A 16,453-nucleotide genomic window follows, 5' to 3' on the forward strand; every position below is an offset into this window, starting at 1 on the left:
GGTGCGACGGACCGCCCGATCAAGGCCTATTCGCTTTCCCTCGATCAAAAGCTGGTTAGATTGAGGGGTATGGAATCGGCTTTGGACTATCATACGGCGCGGGCTCTGCTGGAATGGCAGATCGAACTGGGCGCGACAGACGCAATCGGTGACACGCCGGTTGACCGTTTTGCGCTGCCCGACACTGCGCCCAAGGCCAAAAAGCCCGCCGTGGCCCAGACTGCCCCGGAAAAGCCCAGGCAAGTAGACCCGGTTGTGGTGGCGAAAGCGGCAGCACAAACCGCGGGATCGCTGGATCAGTTGCGTGCGGCGCTGGATGGGTTTGAGCATTGCGAGCTAAAGCGGGGCGCGCGGCAGTTGGTCTTTGCTGACGGCACACCGGGTGCGCGCGTGATGATCATCGGTGAAGCACCGGGCCGGGAAGAGGACCACGCAGGCAAGCCCTTTGTCGGCAACGCCGGTCAATTGCTGGACAGGATGTTGGCGGCAATTGATCTGTACCGGACCCAGAATGCTTATATCACCAACGTCCTGCCTTGGCGTCCACCGCAGAACCGCGACCCAAAACCCGAAGAGATCGGGATGATGAAACCGTTTCTGGAACGGCACGTCGCGCTGGCCAAGCCCGAAGTTCTGGTGATCATGGGCAATATCAGTTGTCAGGCAGTGCTGGGCAAACGCGGCATTACCCGGTTGCGGGGGCAATGGAGCCAGGCTCTGGATCTCCCAGTCATCCCAATGTTCCACCCGGCCTACCTGCTGCGCCAGCCACAGATGAAGCGGCAGGCTTGGGCCGATCTGCTTGAGTTGAAAGCCCGGTTGGAGGGCAAATGATGCGTATTCTGGCCTTTTCGGATCTGCATATGGCGCGTAACCGCGCGGCCGAGGTTGTCGCGGCCAGCGCCGAGGCCGATTTGGTGATCGGGGCTGGGGATTTCTGCAACGCGCGACAGGGGTTGGACCAGGCGATGGCGATGCTGTCCGGCATAACCGCGCCGTTCGTGATGGTGCCTGGCAATGCCGAAAGCGCGCAGGAACTGGTCGAGGCCGCGCCGGAAGGTGGCCATGTGCTGCACGGCTCGGGCATGACCTTGGACGGCCTGCGCCTGTTCGGACTGGGGTATGGCGTGCCGGTTACGCCCTTTGGCGACTGGTCCTGCGATCTGACCGACGCCGAGGCGACCGAACTGCTGGACCGCTGTGACGGGGCGGATATTCTGATCGCGCATTCTCCGCCCAAGGGATATGGAGATGTCACGTCGCAGGGCGATGCGGTGGGCTCTGTTGCTGTACGCGACGCGGTGGAACGCCTGCAGCCGCAATACGCGTTGTGCGGCCACATCCATGACAGCTGGGGTTATCGCGGGGCCTTGGGCCGCACGCAGATCGCCAATCTGGGTCCTAGTGTAAACTGGTTCGAGGTCACCGTATGATTGAAACGGTTACTCTGCTGGCGTTTATTCCGGCGGCTTTAGCGCTGAATTTAACGCCTGGTGCCGATTTAATGTTCTGTTTCGGGCAGGGTTTACGCTCGGGCGCGCGCTCGGCGATTGCAGCCAGCGCCGGAATTTCGCTTGGGTCAATGGTTCATGTTCTGCTGGCCGGGCTTGGATTGGGGGCGGCCGTGGCGACGATACCTTGGCTGTTCGATGCGATCCGCTGGATGGGAGTGGCCTATCTGCTGTTTCTCGCCTGGGGCGCGATCCGCAACGGGGCAATGCCATCCGAAGCGCCCGCGAAATCCACAAGCCATGCGTTTCGCGATGGGCTGGTGGTGAACCTGACGAATCCCAAGGTCATTCTGTTCGTTCTGGCCTTCATTCCGCAATTCGTGAACCCCGCAATCGGGCCGATCCTGCCGCAATTTCTGATTCTCGGTGTCATCATCGCGCTGGGCGGGTTCGTGGTGAACGGGCTGCTGGGCATATTTGCCGGAGGTGCAGGGAAGGCTCTGATTTCGAACCCGTGCGCCTCACGTATCATGGGCTGGGTGAGCGGGGGGATATTCGCCGCTCTCGCCATCCGGCTTGCCATCATGGAAAGGGCCTGACGCCATATGTCACGCATTGATGAAAGCATGGAGTTCATTCCAGTTCGGATCGCTGTTTTGACCGTCTCGGATACACGATCGCTGGACGATGACCGCTCGGGCCAGACATTGGTGGACCGGATCGAACGCGCGGGTCATTCCGTGGCCGACCGCAAAATTATCCGCGATGAGCGCGGTGAAATCGCGGCGCAGCTGCGGCTATGGGCCGGGGATCCGGAGATTGACGTGGTGATCTCAACCGGCGGCACCGGCCTGACAGGCCGTGATGTGACGGTTGAGGCGCATCGGGACGTTTATGAAAAGGAAATCGAGGCGTTCAGCATCGTTTTCACCCTCATTTCGATGGAAAAGATTGGCACGTCGGCTGTACAATCCCGCGCTACGGGTGGCGTGGCACAAGGTACTTATCTGTTTGCTCTGCCTGGCAGCCCTGGTGCCTGTAAGGACGCCTGGGACGGTATTTTGGAAAAACAGTTCGATTACCGGCATCGCCCCTGCAATTTCGTGGAAATTATGCCCCGATTGGACGAACATCTGCGACGGAAGTAAACTGGTTGCGCGTATAACTGATTGTAACCGCTTTGTGGCTTGGCATTTTTCTGTGCCCGGCTACGTTTTGCACATGGCAGCCTGCTGCGACCGGGGTAAGTGATAGATGCGATTTTTGAGGCAAAGCCTTGTTGGTGTCTTTCTGGCGTTTCTGACGCTGGCCTTGATATTTGTCGCGGTGCAACTGATCACCAGCGCGGTGCAAGAGGCGCTGAACCGCGACAGTGAACCACCCGAGGCGCGCGAACGTATATTCGCCGTCAGCGTGCAGCCTGCCGAATTAGAGACGGTAACCCCCTATCTAGAAGCCTTTGGCGAGGTGCAAAGCCGTCGTCGCTTGGAACTGCGCGCGGCGCTGGGTGGGCGTGTGATTGCACTGGCCGACGATTTCGAGGATGGGGGAGTCGTCTCCACCGGAGAGATTCTGGTCCAGTTGGACCCGGCTGATGCGCAATCGGCACTGGATCGGGCCAAGTCCGATCTGCTGGACGCTCAGTTCGAAGAACGCGATGCTGAACGTTCACTGTTGCTGGCGCAAGATGAGTTGAACTCGGCCGAGGCACAGGCGGCGCTGCGCGGACGTGCCATGCAGCGCCAGAAGGATTTGCAAAGCCGCGGGGTTGGAACCCCTGCCGCCGCGGAAGAGGCGGAATTGGCCGAAGCGGTTGCGCAGCAGGCGGTTTTGGCGCGCCGCATCGCGCTGGCACAAGCGGAATCGCGGGTCGATCAGGCGACCACGTTGCTGGCCCGCGCCCGTATTACGCTTGAGGCCGCTGAACGCGATCTGGACGACATGACCGTCCGCGCGCGGTTTGCCGGGACGCTAACGGATGTGACCTTGGTTGAGGGACGGTTGGTTGCCGCGAATGAAAAGCTGGCGGAACTGGTTGACCCCAACGCGCTGGAGGTCGCCTTTCGCGTCTCGACCGCACAGTTTGTCCGTCTTTTGGATGCCGAGGGTGATTTGATCAACGCGCCGGTGACCGTGTCGCTTGAGGTGACAGGCGCCGATCTGAAAGCCACGGGGCGCATCAGCCGCGACAGCGGATCAGCGGGTGAGGGGCAGACTGGCCGTTTGATTTATGCCCGTCTGGATGATGCGCCGGGGTTCAAACCCGGCGATTTTGTAACTGTTACGGTGCAGGAACAGCCGCTGGACAATGTGGTGCGCCTGCCATCTTCGGTTCTGGATTCGGCGGGTACGGTGCTGGTGCTGGGTCCCGACGACCGGCTCGAGGCGCTGCCGGTGCAACTGATCCGCCGTCAAGGCGATGAGGTGTTGTTGCGCGGTGACGGGCTGGTTGGGCGCGAGGTCGTTGTTGGCCGGACGCCGCTGCTGGGTGGTGGGGTCCGGGTGCGCCCGCTGCGGATTGAGGCAAATGCCGGGGCTGAACAGGATATGGTTGAATTGTCGGATGAACAGCGCGCCCAACTGATGGCACGAGTCGAGGCCAGCGATCAGATGCCCAAAGACGTCAAGGCCCGTGTTCTGGGGCAGTTGAATGAGGTCCGCGTCCCGGCTTCACTGGTGCGTAGCATCGAGACCCGGGCAGGAGGGTAAGCGCCATGATGCGCGACATCCCCGGCGCGGCGGGCGGTATCCTCAGCTACTTTACCCGTCATCGGACGGTGGCCAACCTGCTGTTGCTGGTGATGATGGTTCTGGGGGCGGCGGCTATTCCAGCCATGCGGGCGCAGTTCTTCCCCGACGTGATTCTTGAGCGTGTCGACGTCAACGTCGAATGGGAAGGCGCCGGCCCCGAGGACGTGGACAACGGCATTGTCCAGTTGCTGGAACCGGCCCTTTTGGCGGTCGAGGGAGTGGCCAGTACGACCTCGACCTCGCGCGAGGGGCGCGCCAATATCCGGCTGGAATTCGAGCCCAATTGGGACATGTCGCGTGCTGTTGACGAGGTCAGAACCGCAGTCGACAGCGTAACCAACCTGCCCGAGGATGCCGAAGAACCCTCGATCCGGCGGGCGGCTTGGCGGGATCGGGTGACGGATGTGGTCGTGACAGGCCCGGTCGATCCGGATCAACTGGCCAAATTCACCGATGAGCTGATCAATCGCCTGTTTGCGGTTGGCGTGACCCGCACCACGATCCGGGGTCTTGCCGCGCCCCGTGTGGTGGTCGAGGTGCCGACGGCGCAGCTGATCGCAAATGACATCACCCTATCCGAAATTGCCCAGGCCATTGCCGCCGAGGCGATGGCCAGCCCCGCAGGCGACGTCACCGGCGCCAACGCCCGCATCCGCACTGGCACCGAAAAACGCACGCCCGAAGAGATCGAGGGCATTGCGCTGCGCAACTTCGCCGACGGCTCCAAGCTGTATATAGGAGACGTGGCGGACATCCGAATTGAGGGCGTCAATCGCAACCGCAGCTACTTTGTTGGTGAAAATCCGGCCATGTCGGTGCGGGTCGACCGCTCGAACCTAGGCGACGCCATCCAGATTCAGCGCGCGGTCGAGGATGTCGTGGCTGAGCTTCAGGCCAGCCTGCCCGAAGGTGTGACGATCGAGCTGATACGAACCCGCGCGCAGGCGATCACCGACCGTCTGGATATTCTGGTCGACAACGGGTTGGTGGGTCTGGGCCTTGTGGTCTGCCTGCTGTTTCTGTTCCTGAATGCGCGCATAGCCTTCTGGGTGGCGGCGGGTATCCCGGTGGCGATGTCCGCAGCGATTGCGTTCATGTATATCGGCGGATTGTCGATCAACATGATTTCACTGTTTGGGTTGATCATCACGCTGGGCATTGTGGTGGATGACGCCATCGTTGTTGGCGAGCACGCCGATTTCCGGGCCCGCCGATTGGGCGAGGCCCCGGTTGTGGCGGCTGAGCGTGCGGCGCGGCGCATGGCGATGCCGGTCTTTGCAGCCACCCTGACCACCGTGATCGCCTTTTTCGGTCTGACAGCCATCGGTGGCCGGTTCGGCGAACTGATCTATGACATCCCGTTCACCGTGATTGCAGTGCTGATTGCTTCGTTGATTGAATGTTTCCTGATCCTGCCCAATCACATGGCCCATGCCATCGCGCATTCGGCCAAAGAACATTGGTATGACCTGCCGAACCGCGTGGTCAATCGCGGCTTCCGCTGGGTCCGCGATCACCTGTTCCGACCATTGATCGCCTGGGTGGTCTGGGCGCGCTATGTCGTCGTGGCGGTGATGGTGGTAATCCTCGCCAGTCAGATTGCGCTGTTCATCAAAGGCGACGTGAACTGGCGGTTCTTCAATGCGCCCGAGCGTGGCTCAGTCACCGGCAATTTTATCATGGCCGAGGGTGCAACCCGCGAAGATTCACTTGCGATGATGCACGAGATCCAGCGCGCCACCGAAGAGCTGGGGCAGATTTACGAAGAACGTCACGGTCGCAACCCGATCGACTATGTTCTGGCCGAAGTGGGCGGCAATGCTGGTTGGTTCAACCCGCCCGCTGCAGAAGGCAAGGATCAGGATCTGCTCGGCGGGATTTCAATCGAGTTGATTGACGCCGACCTGCGGCCTTATTCCAGTTTCGAATTTGTGGGTGAATTGCAGGACTTTGTGCCGCGCCACCCCAAGGTGGAATTGCTCAGCTTCCGCGGTTGGCGGTCCGGCCCCGGCGGTGATGCGATTGATGTGCAATTTTACGGGGCGGATGTGAATACGCTCAAATCCGCATCCCAGGATTTGCAGGCTGAACTGTCGAAATACGCCGAAGTTTCCGCGCTGGAAGACGACCTGACCTATGACAAAGAAGATTTCATTCTGGATCTGACTGCGCAAGGACAGTCGCTGGGCTTTCGCATGGAAACGCTGGGCCGGGTTCTGCGTGACCGGCTGAATGGTATCGAGGCCGCGACCTTCCCCGACGGCCCACGCAGTGCTGAAATACGCGTGGAACTGCCCGAGGGCGAGCTGACTGCCGATTTTCTGGAACGCACCCTGATGCGCACGCCGGACGGGGTGTATGTGCCGTTGGCCGATATTGTCTCGGTCGAGCGCAAGTCGGGCTTTTCGACGGTTCGGCGTGAAAACGGCCTTCGGGTGATTTCGGTGACCGGCGACATCTCCGAGGATGATCCGGCCCGCGCGGCGGAAATTGCCCGAGCAATGAACGACGAGATTCTGCCCAAAATCGCCTCCGAACGGCAAGTCGAGTGGCAAATGGCGGGTTTGAGCGAGCAGGAAGACGAATTCCTGACCGAGGCACGCACCGGCCTGATCCTGTGTCTGACCGGGATTTACCTTGTGCTCGCCTGGGTATTTGCCAGCTGGGCGCGGCCCCTGGTGGTGATGGCGATCATTCCGTTTGGCTTGGTAGGCGCGATCTGGGGCCATTACATTTGGGAAGTGCCGCTGAGTATGTTTACCGTGATCGGCCTGTTGGGGATGACCGGGATCATCATCAACGACTCGATCGTGCTGGTTACAACCATCGACGACTATCAGCAGGATCGCGGGTTGGTGCCGTCGATTGTCGAGGGCACTGCAGACCGGCTGCGCCCGGTGATGCTGACGACATTGACCACGGTGCTGGGACTGACGCCGCTGCTGTACGAAGGCTCGCAGCAGGCGCAATTCTTAAAACCGACGGTGATCACGCTGGTGTACGGGTTGGGTTTCGGAATGCTGCTGGTGTTGTTGCTGGTGCCAGCGCTGCTGGCCATTCTGAACGACCTGTCGCGCCCGATGACCGCATTGCGAAGGGCGTTGCGGGCACCGGATCGTGTGGTGCAGGGCGCGGTGACCGCCACCGGGTTTGTGCTGTTTCTGTGGTTCGGTGTGACGATGATCTGGCCCGCGGTAGCGGGCGCGCCGGTTGCGCTGTTGTCTGGGCTCTATCCGGGCGAAGAGGGCGTCGCAGCCCTGCAAATGGGGTTGGGTGCATTTGTTGCTGGGGCACTGCCAATTCTGGTGCTAAGCGTCGTGCTGTCCGGTTTGCTTTACATTCGCCTTAGGGGACAGGCGGTTTAACGCGCCTGCAGGGCGGTTTCCAGCAGGTCGATGACCCGCTCGCTCATGGGCAGATTACCCTGCCTGATCTGATCAATCGGAAACCAGCGGGCGTCCAAGGCATCATCCCCGGCTGTCGGAGAACCTGAGCGATAGTCGCAGGCTACTCCGACCAGTAAATAGTGCGATTGCACTGCGCCCTGTTCGTCGTGGCGCAGCAGATCCAGATTGTCGAGGTAGCGCAGCGGTTCCGCGATGACGGACGTTTCTTCAAGCAATTCCCGTTGCGCGGCTTGAAAGACGGTCTCACCCCATTCCACATGCCCACCGGGAAAGCCCCATAGCCCCGCGTCAGGCTGCTTGCTGCGTTGAACCAGCAATACGCGCGCCTCATGCACCACTACGGCCAGCGCGCCGATCTTCGGCGATTTCTCCATGTCTTAGCCCGCGCTGCATCCCTGAATATCAACGGCATGATTGGCGCCCAGCACTGTAATGCGGATATCGGACCGGTCCAAGGCGAAGGGTCCGCCCGAGGCGCTGATAACCTCGGATGTGGCCACCAGAGTCCCGCCTTGCCGTGTCGTTTCGGGTTCCGAAGTCCAAAGCGTAGGATTGCCCGGCTCGATCACGGTAACCTCGCGTCCTCCGGCCGAGGGCATGGTCACCCGGGCTTCGATCCGCATGCCGTCCGACGTGGGGCTCAGATGGCAGCTAGCAGCGGTTACGCGCGCTTCTTTCGCTGAATAGGGACGTTGTGCCAGCGCTGCGGCGATGGCCGGGTTGCGCCCCGCGTCAGCGTCCAGTGTATGGTCGAAATCCAACGTTTCGGGGATGCAGACGTCTTTGCAGACGCCCAAATCCATTTCCCCACGCAGTCGCACGGGTTTGGCGGGGTTTCGGGGCGTGATCTCAACCGGAAGCACCAGTTGATTGGCATAGCCTAGGGATTGCAGGCCGTTTTGTACGAATACGTCGGGCGCGGGCCATGTGATCTCCACATCGCCCACATTCTGCGAACGGTTCCAATCAAACTGCGGCGGGATCCCAGCATCGCCGGGCGCACGCCAATAAGTTTTCCAGCCGTCCTTCAGCGTCAGTCGCAACGCCCCCAGATAGGTGCCGTTGGCCGTGCGACCTCCATCAAGAACATCCAGTTGTACGACATTGTCCGCCACCTGCGCATGGGCGGGGGTGGTCAGGACAAAACAGGCGGTCAGGGCAGCCGCAGTCGACTTTAGATAACGCTTCATACCTCATAGATGCGCGGTCTTGCCCGCGATTCCAAGTCACGTTCGGGTAACCTGGATGAAATCTGTCGAAATGTGACCTGATCTCTTGCCAACCCCCACGTGCCGGGGCCATTGTTGAAGGAAGACGAAGCAAGAGTTTTAAATTCATGGACCTGACTGGAAAACTGTTGATTGCGATGCCCGGGATGGGTGATCCACGCTTCGATCACTCGGTGGTGTATATCTGCAGTCACGGTGAGGACGGGGCCATGGGTCTGATCGTCAACAAACCGTCGGATTTGCGGATTAAAACCCTGCTGAGCCAGTTGAACATCGCTTGCAGCATCCCAGTCGTGGGCGAACGTCTGGTTCATTTCGGTGGCCCGGTCGAAATGTCACGCGGCTTTGTCCTGCACAGCGCGGATTACGATGCCAACCTGCATTCGATGCAAATCTCGGACGATTTCAGCATGACCGCCACGTTGGATGTGCTCGAGGATCTGGCTTCGGGGCAAGGGCCTTTGAATTCGATGCTGGCGCTGGGCTATTCCGGGTGGGGCCCAGATCAGCTTGAGGATGAGATTGGCATGAACGGCTGGCTGACCACCGAGGCGACCTCGAAACTGGTGTTTGACGTTCCCGATGATGAGAAATGGGAGGCCGCGCTGGCGACGCTGGGTGTAGACCCGCTGTCCTTGTCGGCCAGCGCCGGACGCGCCTGATCAACTGTCGCGCGGTGCGGCGGCGCGGCGCAGGCGGTCATTGATGGCTGCGCCCAGCCCATGATTCGGAATCGGTGATACAGCAATCGGGCGACCCGTAATGTTCAGCCTGTGTAGCGCCGAGAAAAGGTTCGCTGCGGCTTCGGTCAAATCACCGCTCTCTGACAGGTTCAGATCACATTGAACGGGACCAAACCCCAGCAACACCTCGTCGCCCTGCGGGTTGTCCGCATTCAGGCGCACCGGCGCTTCCGGGGCGTAGTGTGACTGCAATTGACCCGGCGCGGTCAGTACATCCGTGGCCTGATGAAGGTGCAATTGCGTGTTCAGAACCGCTTCGATCTGTTCCAGCGGCACACCGCCGGGGCGAAGCAAAGCGGGCTCTCCGGCCAACCCGACGATGGTGGATTCCAGACCTACACCGCAGGGACCGTCATCCAGAATGGCCGCGATACGCCCGTTCAGGCCCGCGCGCACGTGATCGGCGGTCGTGGGGCTGATTTGGCCCGACGGGTTGGCCGATGGCGCCGCAACCGGCCCGTCGAAGGCTGACAACAGAGCCCGAGCGGTTCCATGCGCGGGCACCCGAACCGCCAGCGTATCCAGCCCGGCCGTGACCAGCGGTGAAATCCCATGCCCTTCACGCAGCGGCAGCACCATCGTAAGGGGGCCGGGCCAAAAGGCTGCGGCCAAAGACTCGGCCCGATCGGACCATTCGACAAAACGCTGTGCCGCCTCGGCAGACGCCACATGTGCGATCAGAGGGTTAAAGCTGGGCCGCCCTTTGGCCGCGTAGATGCTGGCTACGGCCTCACTATTGCGGGCATCGCCGCCCAGCCCGTAGACGGTTTCAGTGGCAAAGGCAACCAGCAGGCCTTGCCGCAGCAAATCGGCCGCCTGCGCGATTCCGCCCGGATCGGCGGCTAAATCCAAAGTACCGTTGGGGATCATATCTGGTGACGCCGCGTTTTGATTGCTTGTACCACTTGGCTGGCTAGGTAATCGAATTAATCCAGGATGCATAAAGGTGGGCGTTGCAATTTCCAACCCCACCCGCGAAAAACCGAAGAGACAACCCCGGGGGAAGACATGCCATACCGCGCGCCCATATCCGATTACGAACTGTTGTTCCGTCATGTTGTCGGATTCGATCAGATCGCGGCGACCGAGAAATTCTCGGAAGCCAGCGAGGATGTGGTCGGTGCAATCCTGACCGAAGCGGGCAAGTTGTGCCAAGAAGTTATGGCCCCGTTGCAGCGTCCCGGCGATCTGGAACCGGCGCGGTTGGAAAACGGTGTGCTGCGCACCTCACCCGGTTATGCCGAGGGCTGGAAAGCCATCGCCGATGGCGGCTGGGTCGGGATGAGCGGTGATCCCGAATACGGCGGTATGGGCCTGCCAATGACCCTGACCACTGCGGTGAATGAGATGATGTCGGCGGCGTGCCTGTCCCTGCAACTGGCACCGTTGATGACCCAAGGCCAGATCGAGGCGCTGGAACATCACGCCAGCGACGAGTTGAAATCGCTGTATCTGCCCAAGATGATGGCGGGCGATTGGGCAGGCACCATGAACCTGACCGAGCCGCAGGCTGGATCGGATGTGGGGGCGCTGTCCTCGAAAGCCGAAGCCAATGGTGACGGGACATATGCGGTAAGCGGGCAGAAGATTTTCATTTCGTGGGGCGACAACGACTTTACCGAGAATGTCTGCCATCTGGTGCTGGCGCGCCTGCCGGACGGGGTGCCGGGAACCAAGGGGATTTCGCTGTTTTTGGTGCCCAAATACCTGCCCGATGAAAACGGCAATCCCGGTGTGACCAACGATCTGAAAGTGGTGTCACTGGAACACAAGATGGGCCTGCATGGCTCGCCTACTTGCGTGATGCAATATGACGGGGCCAAGGGTTGGCTTGTGGGCAAGGAACATGGCGGTATGGCGGCGATGTTCACCATGATGAACAATGCCCGCCTGGGTGTTGGTGGCCAGGGCGTGGGCGCAGCCGAGGGCGCATATCAGCACGCCTTGGCCTATGCGTTGGAACGCAAGCAGGGCAGGACGCCCTCGGGCACGATCATTGACCACGCGGATGTGCGCCGGATGCTGATGAGCATGCGTGCCGATACCTTTGCGGCGCGCGCCATCATGCTTGCCAATGCTGCCGCCATCGACATGGCCACGGCCACCGATGACGCCGAATGGAACGCACGCGCCGCACTACTGACCCCAATCTGTAAGGCCTTCGGGACCGAAACGGGCATGCGTGTCTCGGAAACCGGCGTGCAGGTTCACGGTGGTATGGGCTTCATCGAAGAAACTGGTGCGGCGCAATATTACCGGGATGTCCGCGTGACAGCGATTTATGAGGGCACGAACGGCATTCAGGCCATGGACCTTGTGGCGCGCAAGATGATGGATGGCGGCGAGGCAGCCTCGCGCCTGTTGGACGAGATCGAGGATCACGCTGAACAGGCCCGTGCCAGCCTGCCGGATCTGGCTGGCCCCGTGTGGGAGGCCACAGAAAGCCTGCGCGAGGCCACCGAATGGATCGTGGCGCAATCCGACATGAACGCCCGGTTTGCCGGTGCCGTGCCTTATCTGCACTCCTTCGCTCGCGTTCTGGGGGCGCACTACCATCTGAAGGCGGCGCTGGCCGAACCAAACGGTCCGCGCTTTAAGCTGGCGCGGTACTACATCAACGCATTGCTGCCCGAATACGCCGGTCTGCTGGCGCAAACGCAGAACGGGGCCGAGGATATCTATGCCCTCAGCGCCGAGGAGCTGGCGGTCTGATGGACGGAGATACTCCTTTGACGATGCGCTATCCGTGGCCTGAACCTCCGACCGAGGGTGAGGCGATTGAGGTCGCCGAAGGGGTGCTGTGGATGCGCCTGCCTCTGCCAATGGCGCTGAATCACGTCAATATCTATGCGCTGGATGATGGCGATGGGTGGACGGTGATCGACACGGGCATGTCTTCGAACAAAACCCGCCGTATCTGGGACACGCTGATGGCAGGGCCCTTGGCTGGTAAACCGGTAAACCGGGTGGTTGTGACCCACCATCATCCCGATCACGTCGGCAATGCGGGGTGGTTTCAATCCGAGCATGGTACCGAGCTGGTCACCACGCGCACTGCCTGGCTGTTCGCGCGGATGCTGCAACTGGACGTGCAGGAAAGCTGGCCGAAGGAAACACTGGATTATTATCGCAGTGCCGGGATGGATGCGGATCTTCTGGCCAGGCGGATGACCCAGCGGCCGTTCAACTATTGCGACACTGTCTATCCCATGCCGCTAGGCTTTACCCGAATCAAACAGGGCAGCGTCATCCGCATGGGCGGGCGCGACTGGGACGTGCATATGGGCAACGGCCACGCACCCGAACACGCCACGTTCTGGAGCCGCGATGACAATCTGGTGATCACCGGCGACCAGATCCTGAGCTCGATCAGTCCCAATCTGGGCGTCTATGTCACCGAACCATTGGCTGATCCGGTAGCCGAATGGCTTGAGGCGTGTGAGAGGTTGCAGGGTCTGGCGCGGCCCGATCATCTGGCGCTGGGCGGGCACAAGCTGCCCTTTACCGGGTTGCCTATTCGGATGAAGCAATTGATCGACAACCATCATGGCGCGCTGGACCGGTTGCAGGGTTCCCTCGATCAACCCAAAACTGCAGCCGACTGTTTTATGCCTCTGTTCAAACGCCAGATCGGAGAGCTTGAGTATGGGCTGGCGCTGGTCGAAGCGGTTGCACATCTGAACCATCTTTACCACATTGGAGTTGTCACCCGGTCGCGCCGCGCGGACGGGGCTTGGGAGTTTCAGCGCAAAGGGTAAAGCCATGCAGGACCAGATCGAAACATCGGCCGAGGCAGCAGAAGCAGCAGCTTTGCCCCGTTGCTATGAGGTGCACGCCAACCCGGACGCGCAATCTGGTACCAAGGACCTGCCCGGACAGCTGCAAAAACCGGTCGAGACCAAAAGCCCGGCGCAATGGGCCTATGAGCGGTTGATTCTGTACATCCAGAATTTTGAGCAGACGCTAACCGGAGATCAGGAGGTCGCCATGGGTTTCACCGGTGGCGACGCGGGCGTGATGCGGATCGAGGGTATGGGTTATTTCGATCCCGATATCATTACCTTTTACGGCTCGGACGCAACCGGTGCGCGAACCCAGTTGGTGCAGCATGTTAGCCAGCTAAACGTGATGCTGCGCGCGCTGCCCAAATCGGTCGAGGACAAGCCCGCCAATCGCATCGGGTTCCGGCTGGCCAAGGATCTGGAAGAAAGCTGATCGACTGACTTGCAATTCACGTCTGCGCAGCCTTGAATAAGTGCAACTTTCAAGGGGGCCACGTGACCAGTTTCTCAGCCGTTACAACTGCCTACAGGCGCGCGTGGGCGCGTCGCCGCGTGTTTGTGCCGATCTATATCGCCGTGCGCCTGCTGCTGGTGGCGCTGATTGCGCCGGGTGTGGCAATTACTGTGAACCTTGCTGTGTCGCTGTCGAATCAGACCGCGCTGACCGATCAGGCCATCGCGGCTTTTATCCTGTCGCCTGCCGGGTTCTTCGCCGCCGTCGCCGTGCTGAGCCTGTTTTTGCTGGCCGAGGTGTTTGTCTTCTCGGTCATGGCCGGATCGTTGCGGATGGGCGAATCCGATCCGTGGCGCGCGGGAAGTTCGGCCATTGGTCTGATCCTGTCGCGCCTCCCGGCATTGTTCGGATTTGCCGTGCGGTTCGTGCTGCGCGTGCTGCTGCTGGTGCTGCCCTTTGCCGTGATTGCTGCGCTGATCGCATGGTGGACGCTGACCGAGTATGACATCAACTATTACCTGACTTTCCACCCTCCCTCGTTCTGGGTGGCGGTGGTGCTGATCGGAGCAGTGGTTCTGGTCATGGCCTGGGTGCTGATCCGTAGATTGTCTGCGTGGGCGCTGTCTCTGCACTTGGTCCTGTTTGAGAACGTACATCCCGCGCACGCCTTCAACATCAGCACAACCCGGATGGAGGGTAAACGCGGGCGCCTCAAGATCGAACTGGCGGTATGGCTGATCCTGCGTCTGATCATCGCCGCGCTGATTGCATGGGTAGCGGGTCTCTTATTCGCCATCGTCCCCCTGCAAGGTGCCAGCCATCTGCGTTTGGCATTGCTTTACAGCCTGCTGGTGGCGGGAGTTTGGTCATTGGCCGGGTTGGTGCTGGCGGCCACCGCGCTGGGTGCGCTGGCGGTATTGCTGGATGGATTTTTTGAGATCAAGACAGACGAGCCACCTCATCCCGAACCCGGCGGCCTGCGCATTCCGCTGTTTGCAACCGTCGGTGCGGCTGCGGTGGCCGTGTTGATCGGGCTGTGGTTCGGCCAGCATTTGCTGGAACGCGTACAGGCCCCTGACCGGGCTGAGGTCATCGGCCATCGCGGCGCGGCGGCGGTGCGTCCGGAAAACACAATGGCGGCAGTGCTCAAGGCCATCGAGGACGGCGCGGACTGGGTCGAAATCGACGTGCAGGAAACGGCTGATGATGTGGTCATCGTTGCCCATGACAGCGATTTCATGAAACTGGCGGGTGTGAACCTCAAGGTCTGGGATGCGACAATGGAGGATGTCGCCCAGATCGACATCGGTAGCTGGTTTGGTCCTGAATATGCCGATGAACGCACCCCGACCCTGCGTGAGGTGCTTGAGGCGGCAAAAGGCAAAGCCAAGGTCATCATCGAACTGAAGTATTACGGCCATGACGTCGATCTGGAAAATCGCGTGGTGGCCCTTGTTGAAGAATTGGGGATGCAGGACGACATCGCCACTATGTCGTTGAAATATCCTGCGGTGCAAAAGATGAAGTCCATCCGCCCCGATTGGCGGGCCGGCGTTCTGGCGGCAACGGCAGTGGGTGACCTGACAGGGCTTGAGGGTGATTTCCTTGCCGTCAACGCCGCGATGGCAACGCCGGGGTTGGTGCGCTCGGTCCATGAGGCGGGCAAGGATATTTATGTCTGGACGGTGAATGACCCGTTGCAGATGTCGGCCATGGCTTCGATGGGCGTAGATGGGCTGATCACCGACCGCCCCGCAATGGCCAATGAAGTGCTGCGGGTGCGGGCCGAAATGGGCCCGGCCGAACGGTTGCTGCTGTGGATGGCGACCACCTTTGGCATGTCCATCGACACAGAGGCGATGCGCGATGAAAGCCCCTAAGCTGGCGGGTGTGTTGGCGTTGGTGGCCGCCCCGGCGACAGCACAGGAATTCATGCGCAACCTCGAAATGCCAGCCCACCGCGCGTTGATTGCGCAACGTGGTGATGCCGAGGTCATTCCCTTTGAAACGGATGGTTGTTCCGGCGGTCTGTCGGCCAGTTGGCGCTTTGTGGCTGAAACCTTCCCCAAATTCAGCGCGCTGTATGAGGCACATCCACCGTGGGAATATTGCTGCGTGACCCATGATCGCGCCTATCACAACGCGGGCGGCGCGTCGCACGCCGAGCAAAGCTTTGACGCGCGCCTATCGGCAGATGATGCGTTGCGCGCCTGCGTCAAACAGCATGGCGAAGACCATGCTGCAGATTATGCCCAACGCTATGACATGACACCCGATCAGATTCGCACAGCCCACTTCTTTACGGCCGAGGCGATGCATACCGCCGTGCGATTGGGGGGTGGGCCCTGTTCCGGCCTGCCCTGGCGCTGGGGATTTGGGTATCCGGGGTGTTCCGTGTTTCAATCCGGGGCCCCTGCGCGCGAATGACGTGGTGACAGGCCCTGGTTTTTCGATTATCCAACATCTCAAACACGCGAATTTAGGAATCTCTGAGTCATGGCTGAATACAAGCACGGCGAAATGGACATCACCGTTCAAACCAAAACCTTCAACGGTTTCATCAAGGCCACCACATGGTGCGTAGTTGCGATCGCCTTCCTTTGCCTGTTCCTGGCGGTTTTCGCCGCGTAATCCAA

The 16,453-nt window shown here is 60.6% G+C and carries 16 protein-coding genes; 13 read left to right on the top strand and 3 right to left on the bottom strand.

All coding sequences use genetic code 11. The features are described 5' to 3' along the window. Nucleotides 1-69: 69 nt before the first annotated feature. From RUE5091_RS10385 to RUE5091_RS10410, 6 genes are all read left to right on the top strand, one after another. A complete protein-coding gene (locus RUE5091_RS10385) occupies nucleotides 70-834 on the top strand; it encodes a uracil-DNA glycosylase (RefSeq protein ID WP_058281851.1) in 765 nt (254 codons plus the stop codon). Next, on the top strand, nucleotides 834-1,433 hold the full coding sequence (locus tag RUE5091_RS10390; protein WP_058282067.1) for a metallophosphoesterase family protein: 600 nt from the start codon (nucleotides 834-836) through the stop codon (nucleotides 1,431-1,433). Before RUE5091_RS10385 ends, RUE5091_RS10390 begins: the two co-directional genes overlap by 1 nt. Then, nucleotides 1,430-2,050: a LysE family translocator gene (locus RUE5091_RS10395; RefSeq protein ID WP_058281852.1), complete on the top strand. Its 621-nt coding sequence runs from the start codon at nucleotides 1,430-1,432 to the stop codon at nucleotides 2,048-2,050. The genes RUE5091_RS10390 and RUE5091_RS10395 overlap by 4 nt, the downstream gene beginning before the upstream one ends. Nucleotides 2,051-2,056: 6 nt before the next feature. After that, the gene (gene moaB, locus RUE5091_RS10400) at nucleotides 2,057-2,599 is read left to right on the top strand and encodes a molybdenum cofactor biosynthesis protein B (RefSeq protein WP_058281853.1); all 543 of its coding nucleotides are present in this window, start codon (nucleotides 2,057-2,059) and stop codon (nucleotides 2,597-2,599) included. A 106-nt stretch (nucleotides 2,600-2,705) separates the two neighbouring features. Continuing rightward, a complete protein-coding gene (locus tag RUE5091_RS10405; RefSeq protein WP_058281854.1) occupies nucleotides 2,706-4,160 on the top strand; it encodes an efflux RND transporter periplasmic adaptor subunit in 1,455 nt (484 codons plus the stop codon). 5 nt (nucleotides 4,161-4,165) lie between these two features. Next, nucleotides 4,166-7,567, top strand: coding sequence for an efflux RND transporter permease subunit (locus tag RUE5091_RS10410; protein WP_058281855.1), 3,402 nt, complete (start codon nucleotides 4,166-4,168; stop codon nucleotides 7,565-7,567). Here the strand turns inward: RUE5091_RS10410 and RUE5091_RS10415 are convergent. Together RUE5091_RS10415 and RUE5091_RS10420 are read right to left on the bottom strand one after the other, a co-directional pair. Then, entirely contained in the window at nucleotides 7,564-7,983 is a 420-nt protein-coding gene (locus tag RUE5091_RS10415; protein WP_058281856.1) for an NUDIX hydrolase, read from the bottom strand. The two genes, RUE5091_RS10410 and RUE5091_RS10415, sit on opposite strands and share 4 nt — an antisense overlap. A 3-nt stretch (nucleotides 7,984-7,986) precedes the next feature. After that, nucleotides 7,987-8,799, bottom strand: a complete 813-nt coding sequence (locus RUE5091_RS10420) for a protein-disulfide reductase DsbD domain-containing protein (protein ID WP_058281857.1) — start codon at nucleotides 8,797-8,799, stop codon at nucleotides 7,987-7,989. Between the two features lie 146 nt (nucleotides 8,800-8,945). On the opposite strand from RUE5091_RS10420, the gene RUE5091_RS10425 reads away from it, so the two are divergent. Then, the gene (locus tag RUE5091_RS10425) at nucleotides 8,946-9,500 is read left to right on the top strand and encodes a YqgE/AlgH family protein (protein ID WP_058281858.1); all 555 of its coding nucleotides are present in this window, start codon (nucleotides 8,946-8,948) and stop codon (nucleotides 9,498-9,500) included. On the opposite strand, the gene RUE5091_RS10430 is transcribed toward RUE5091_RS10425, so the two are convergent. Further along, entirely contained in the window at nucleotides 9,501-10,451 is a 951-nt protein-coding gene (locus RUE5091_RS10430) for an L-threonylcarbamoyladenylate synthase (RefSeq protein ID WP_058281859.1), read from the bottom strand. Between the two features lie 138 nt (nucleotides 10,452-10,589). Between RUE5091_RS10430 and RUE5091_RS10435 the strand changes: the two genes are divergently transcribed. The 6 genes from RUE5091_RS10435 to RUE5091_RS10460 all read left to right on the top strand — a co-directional run bounded on the left by RUE5091_RS10435 (nucleotide 10,590) and on the right by RUE5091_RS10460 (nucleotide 16,448). Then, the gene (locus RUE5091_RS10435) at nucleotides 10,590-12,293 is read left to right on the top strand and encodes an acyl-CoA dehydrogenase family protein (protein ID WP_058282068.1); all 1,704 of its coding nucleotides are present in this window, start codon (nucleotides 10,590-10,592) and stop codon (nucleotides 12,291-12,293) included. Beyond that, a complete protein-coding gene (locus RUE5091_RS10440) occupies nucleotides 12,293-13,339 on the top strand; it encodes an MBL fold metallo-hydrolase (RefSeq protein ID WP_058281860.1) in 1,047 nt (348 codons plus the stop codon). Before RUE5091_RS10435 ends, RUE5091_RS10440 begins: the two co-directional genes overlap by 1 nt. A 4-nt stretch (nucleotides 13,340-13,343) precedes the next feature. Further along, nucleotides 13,344-13,796: a DUF6173 family protein gene (locus tag RUE5091_RS10445; RefSeq protein WP_058281861.1), complete on the top strand. Its 453-nt coding sequence runs from the start codon at nucleotides 13,344-13,346 to the stop codon at nucleotides 13,794-13,796. Between the two features lie 62 nt (nucleotides 13,797-13,858). Further along, a complete protein-coding gene (locus RUE5091_RS10450; RefSeq protein ID WP_058281862.1) occupies nucleotides 13,859-15,697 on the top strand; it encodes a glycerophosphodiester phosphodiesterase in 1,839 nt (612 codons plus the stop codon). Then, on the top strand, nucleotides 15,684-16,244 hold the full coding sequence (locus RUE5091_RS10455; protein ID WP_058281863.1) for a hypothetical protein: 561 nt from the start codon (nucleotides 15,684-15,686) through the stop codon (nucleotides 16,242-16,244). Before RUE5091_RS10450 ends, RUE5091_RS10455 begins: the two co-directional genes overlap by 14 nt. A gap of 69 nt (nucleotides 16,245-16,313) precedes the next feature. Beyond that, complete coding sequence (locus RUE5091_RS10460; protein WP_058281864.1) at nucleotides 16,314-16,448, top strand: aa3-type cytochrome c oxidase subunit IV; 135 nt, start codon at nucleotides 16,314-16,316, stop codon at nucleotides 16,446-16,448. Nucleotides 16,449-16,453 lie beyond the last annotated feature (5 nt).

Origin of the sequence: Ruegeria denitrificans (assembly GCF_001458295.1) — a bacterium.
Lineage (GTDB): Bacteria > Pseudomonadota > Alphaproteobacteria > Rhodobacterales > Rhodobacteraceae > Ruegeria > Ruegeria denitrificans.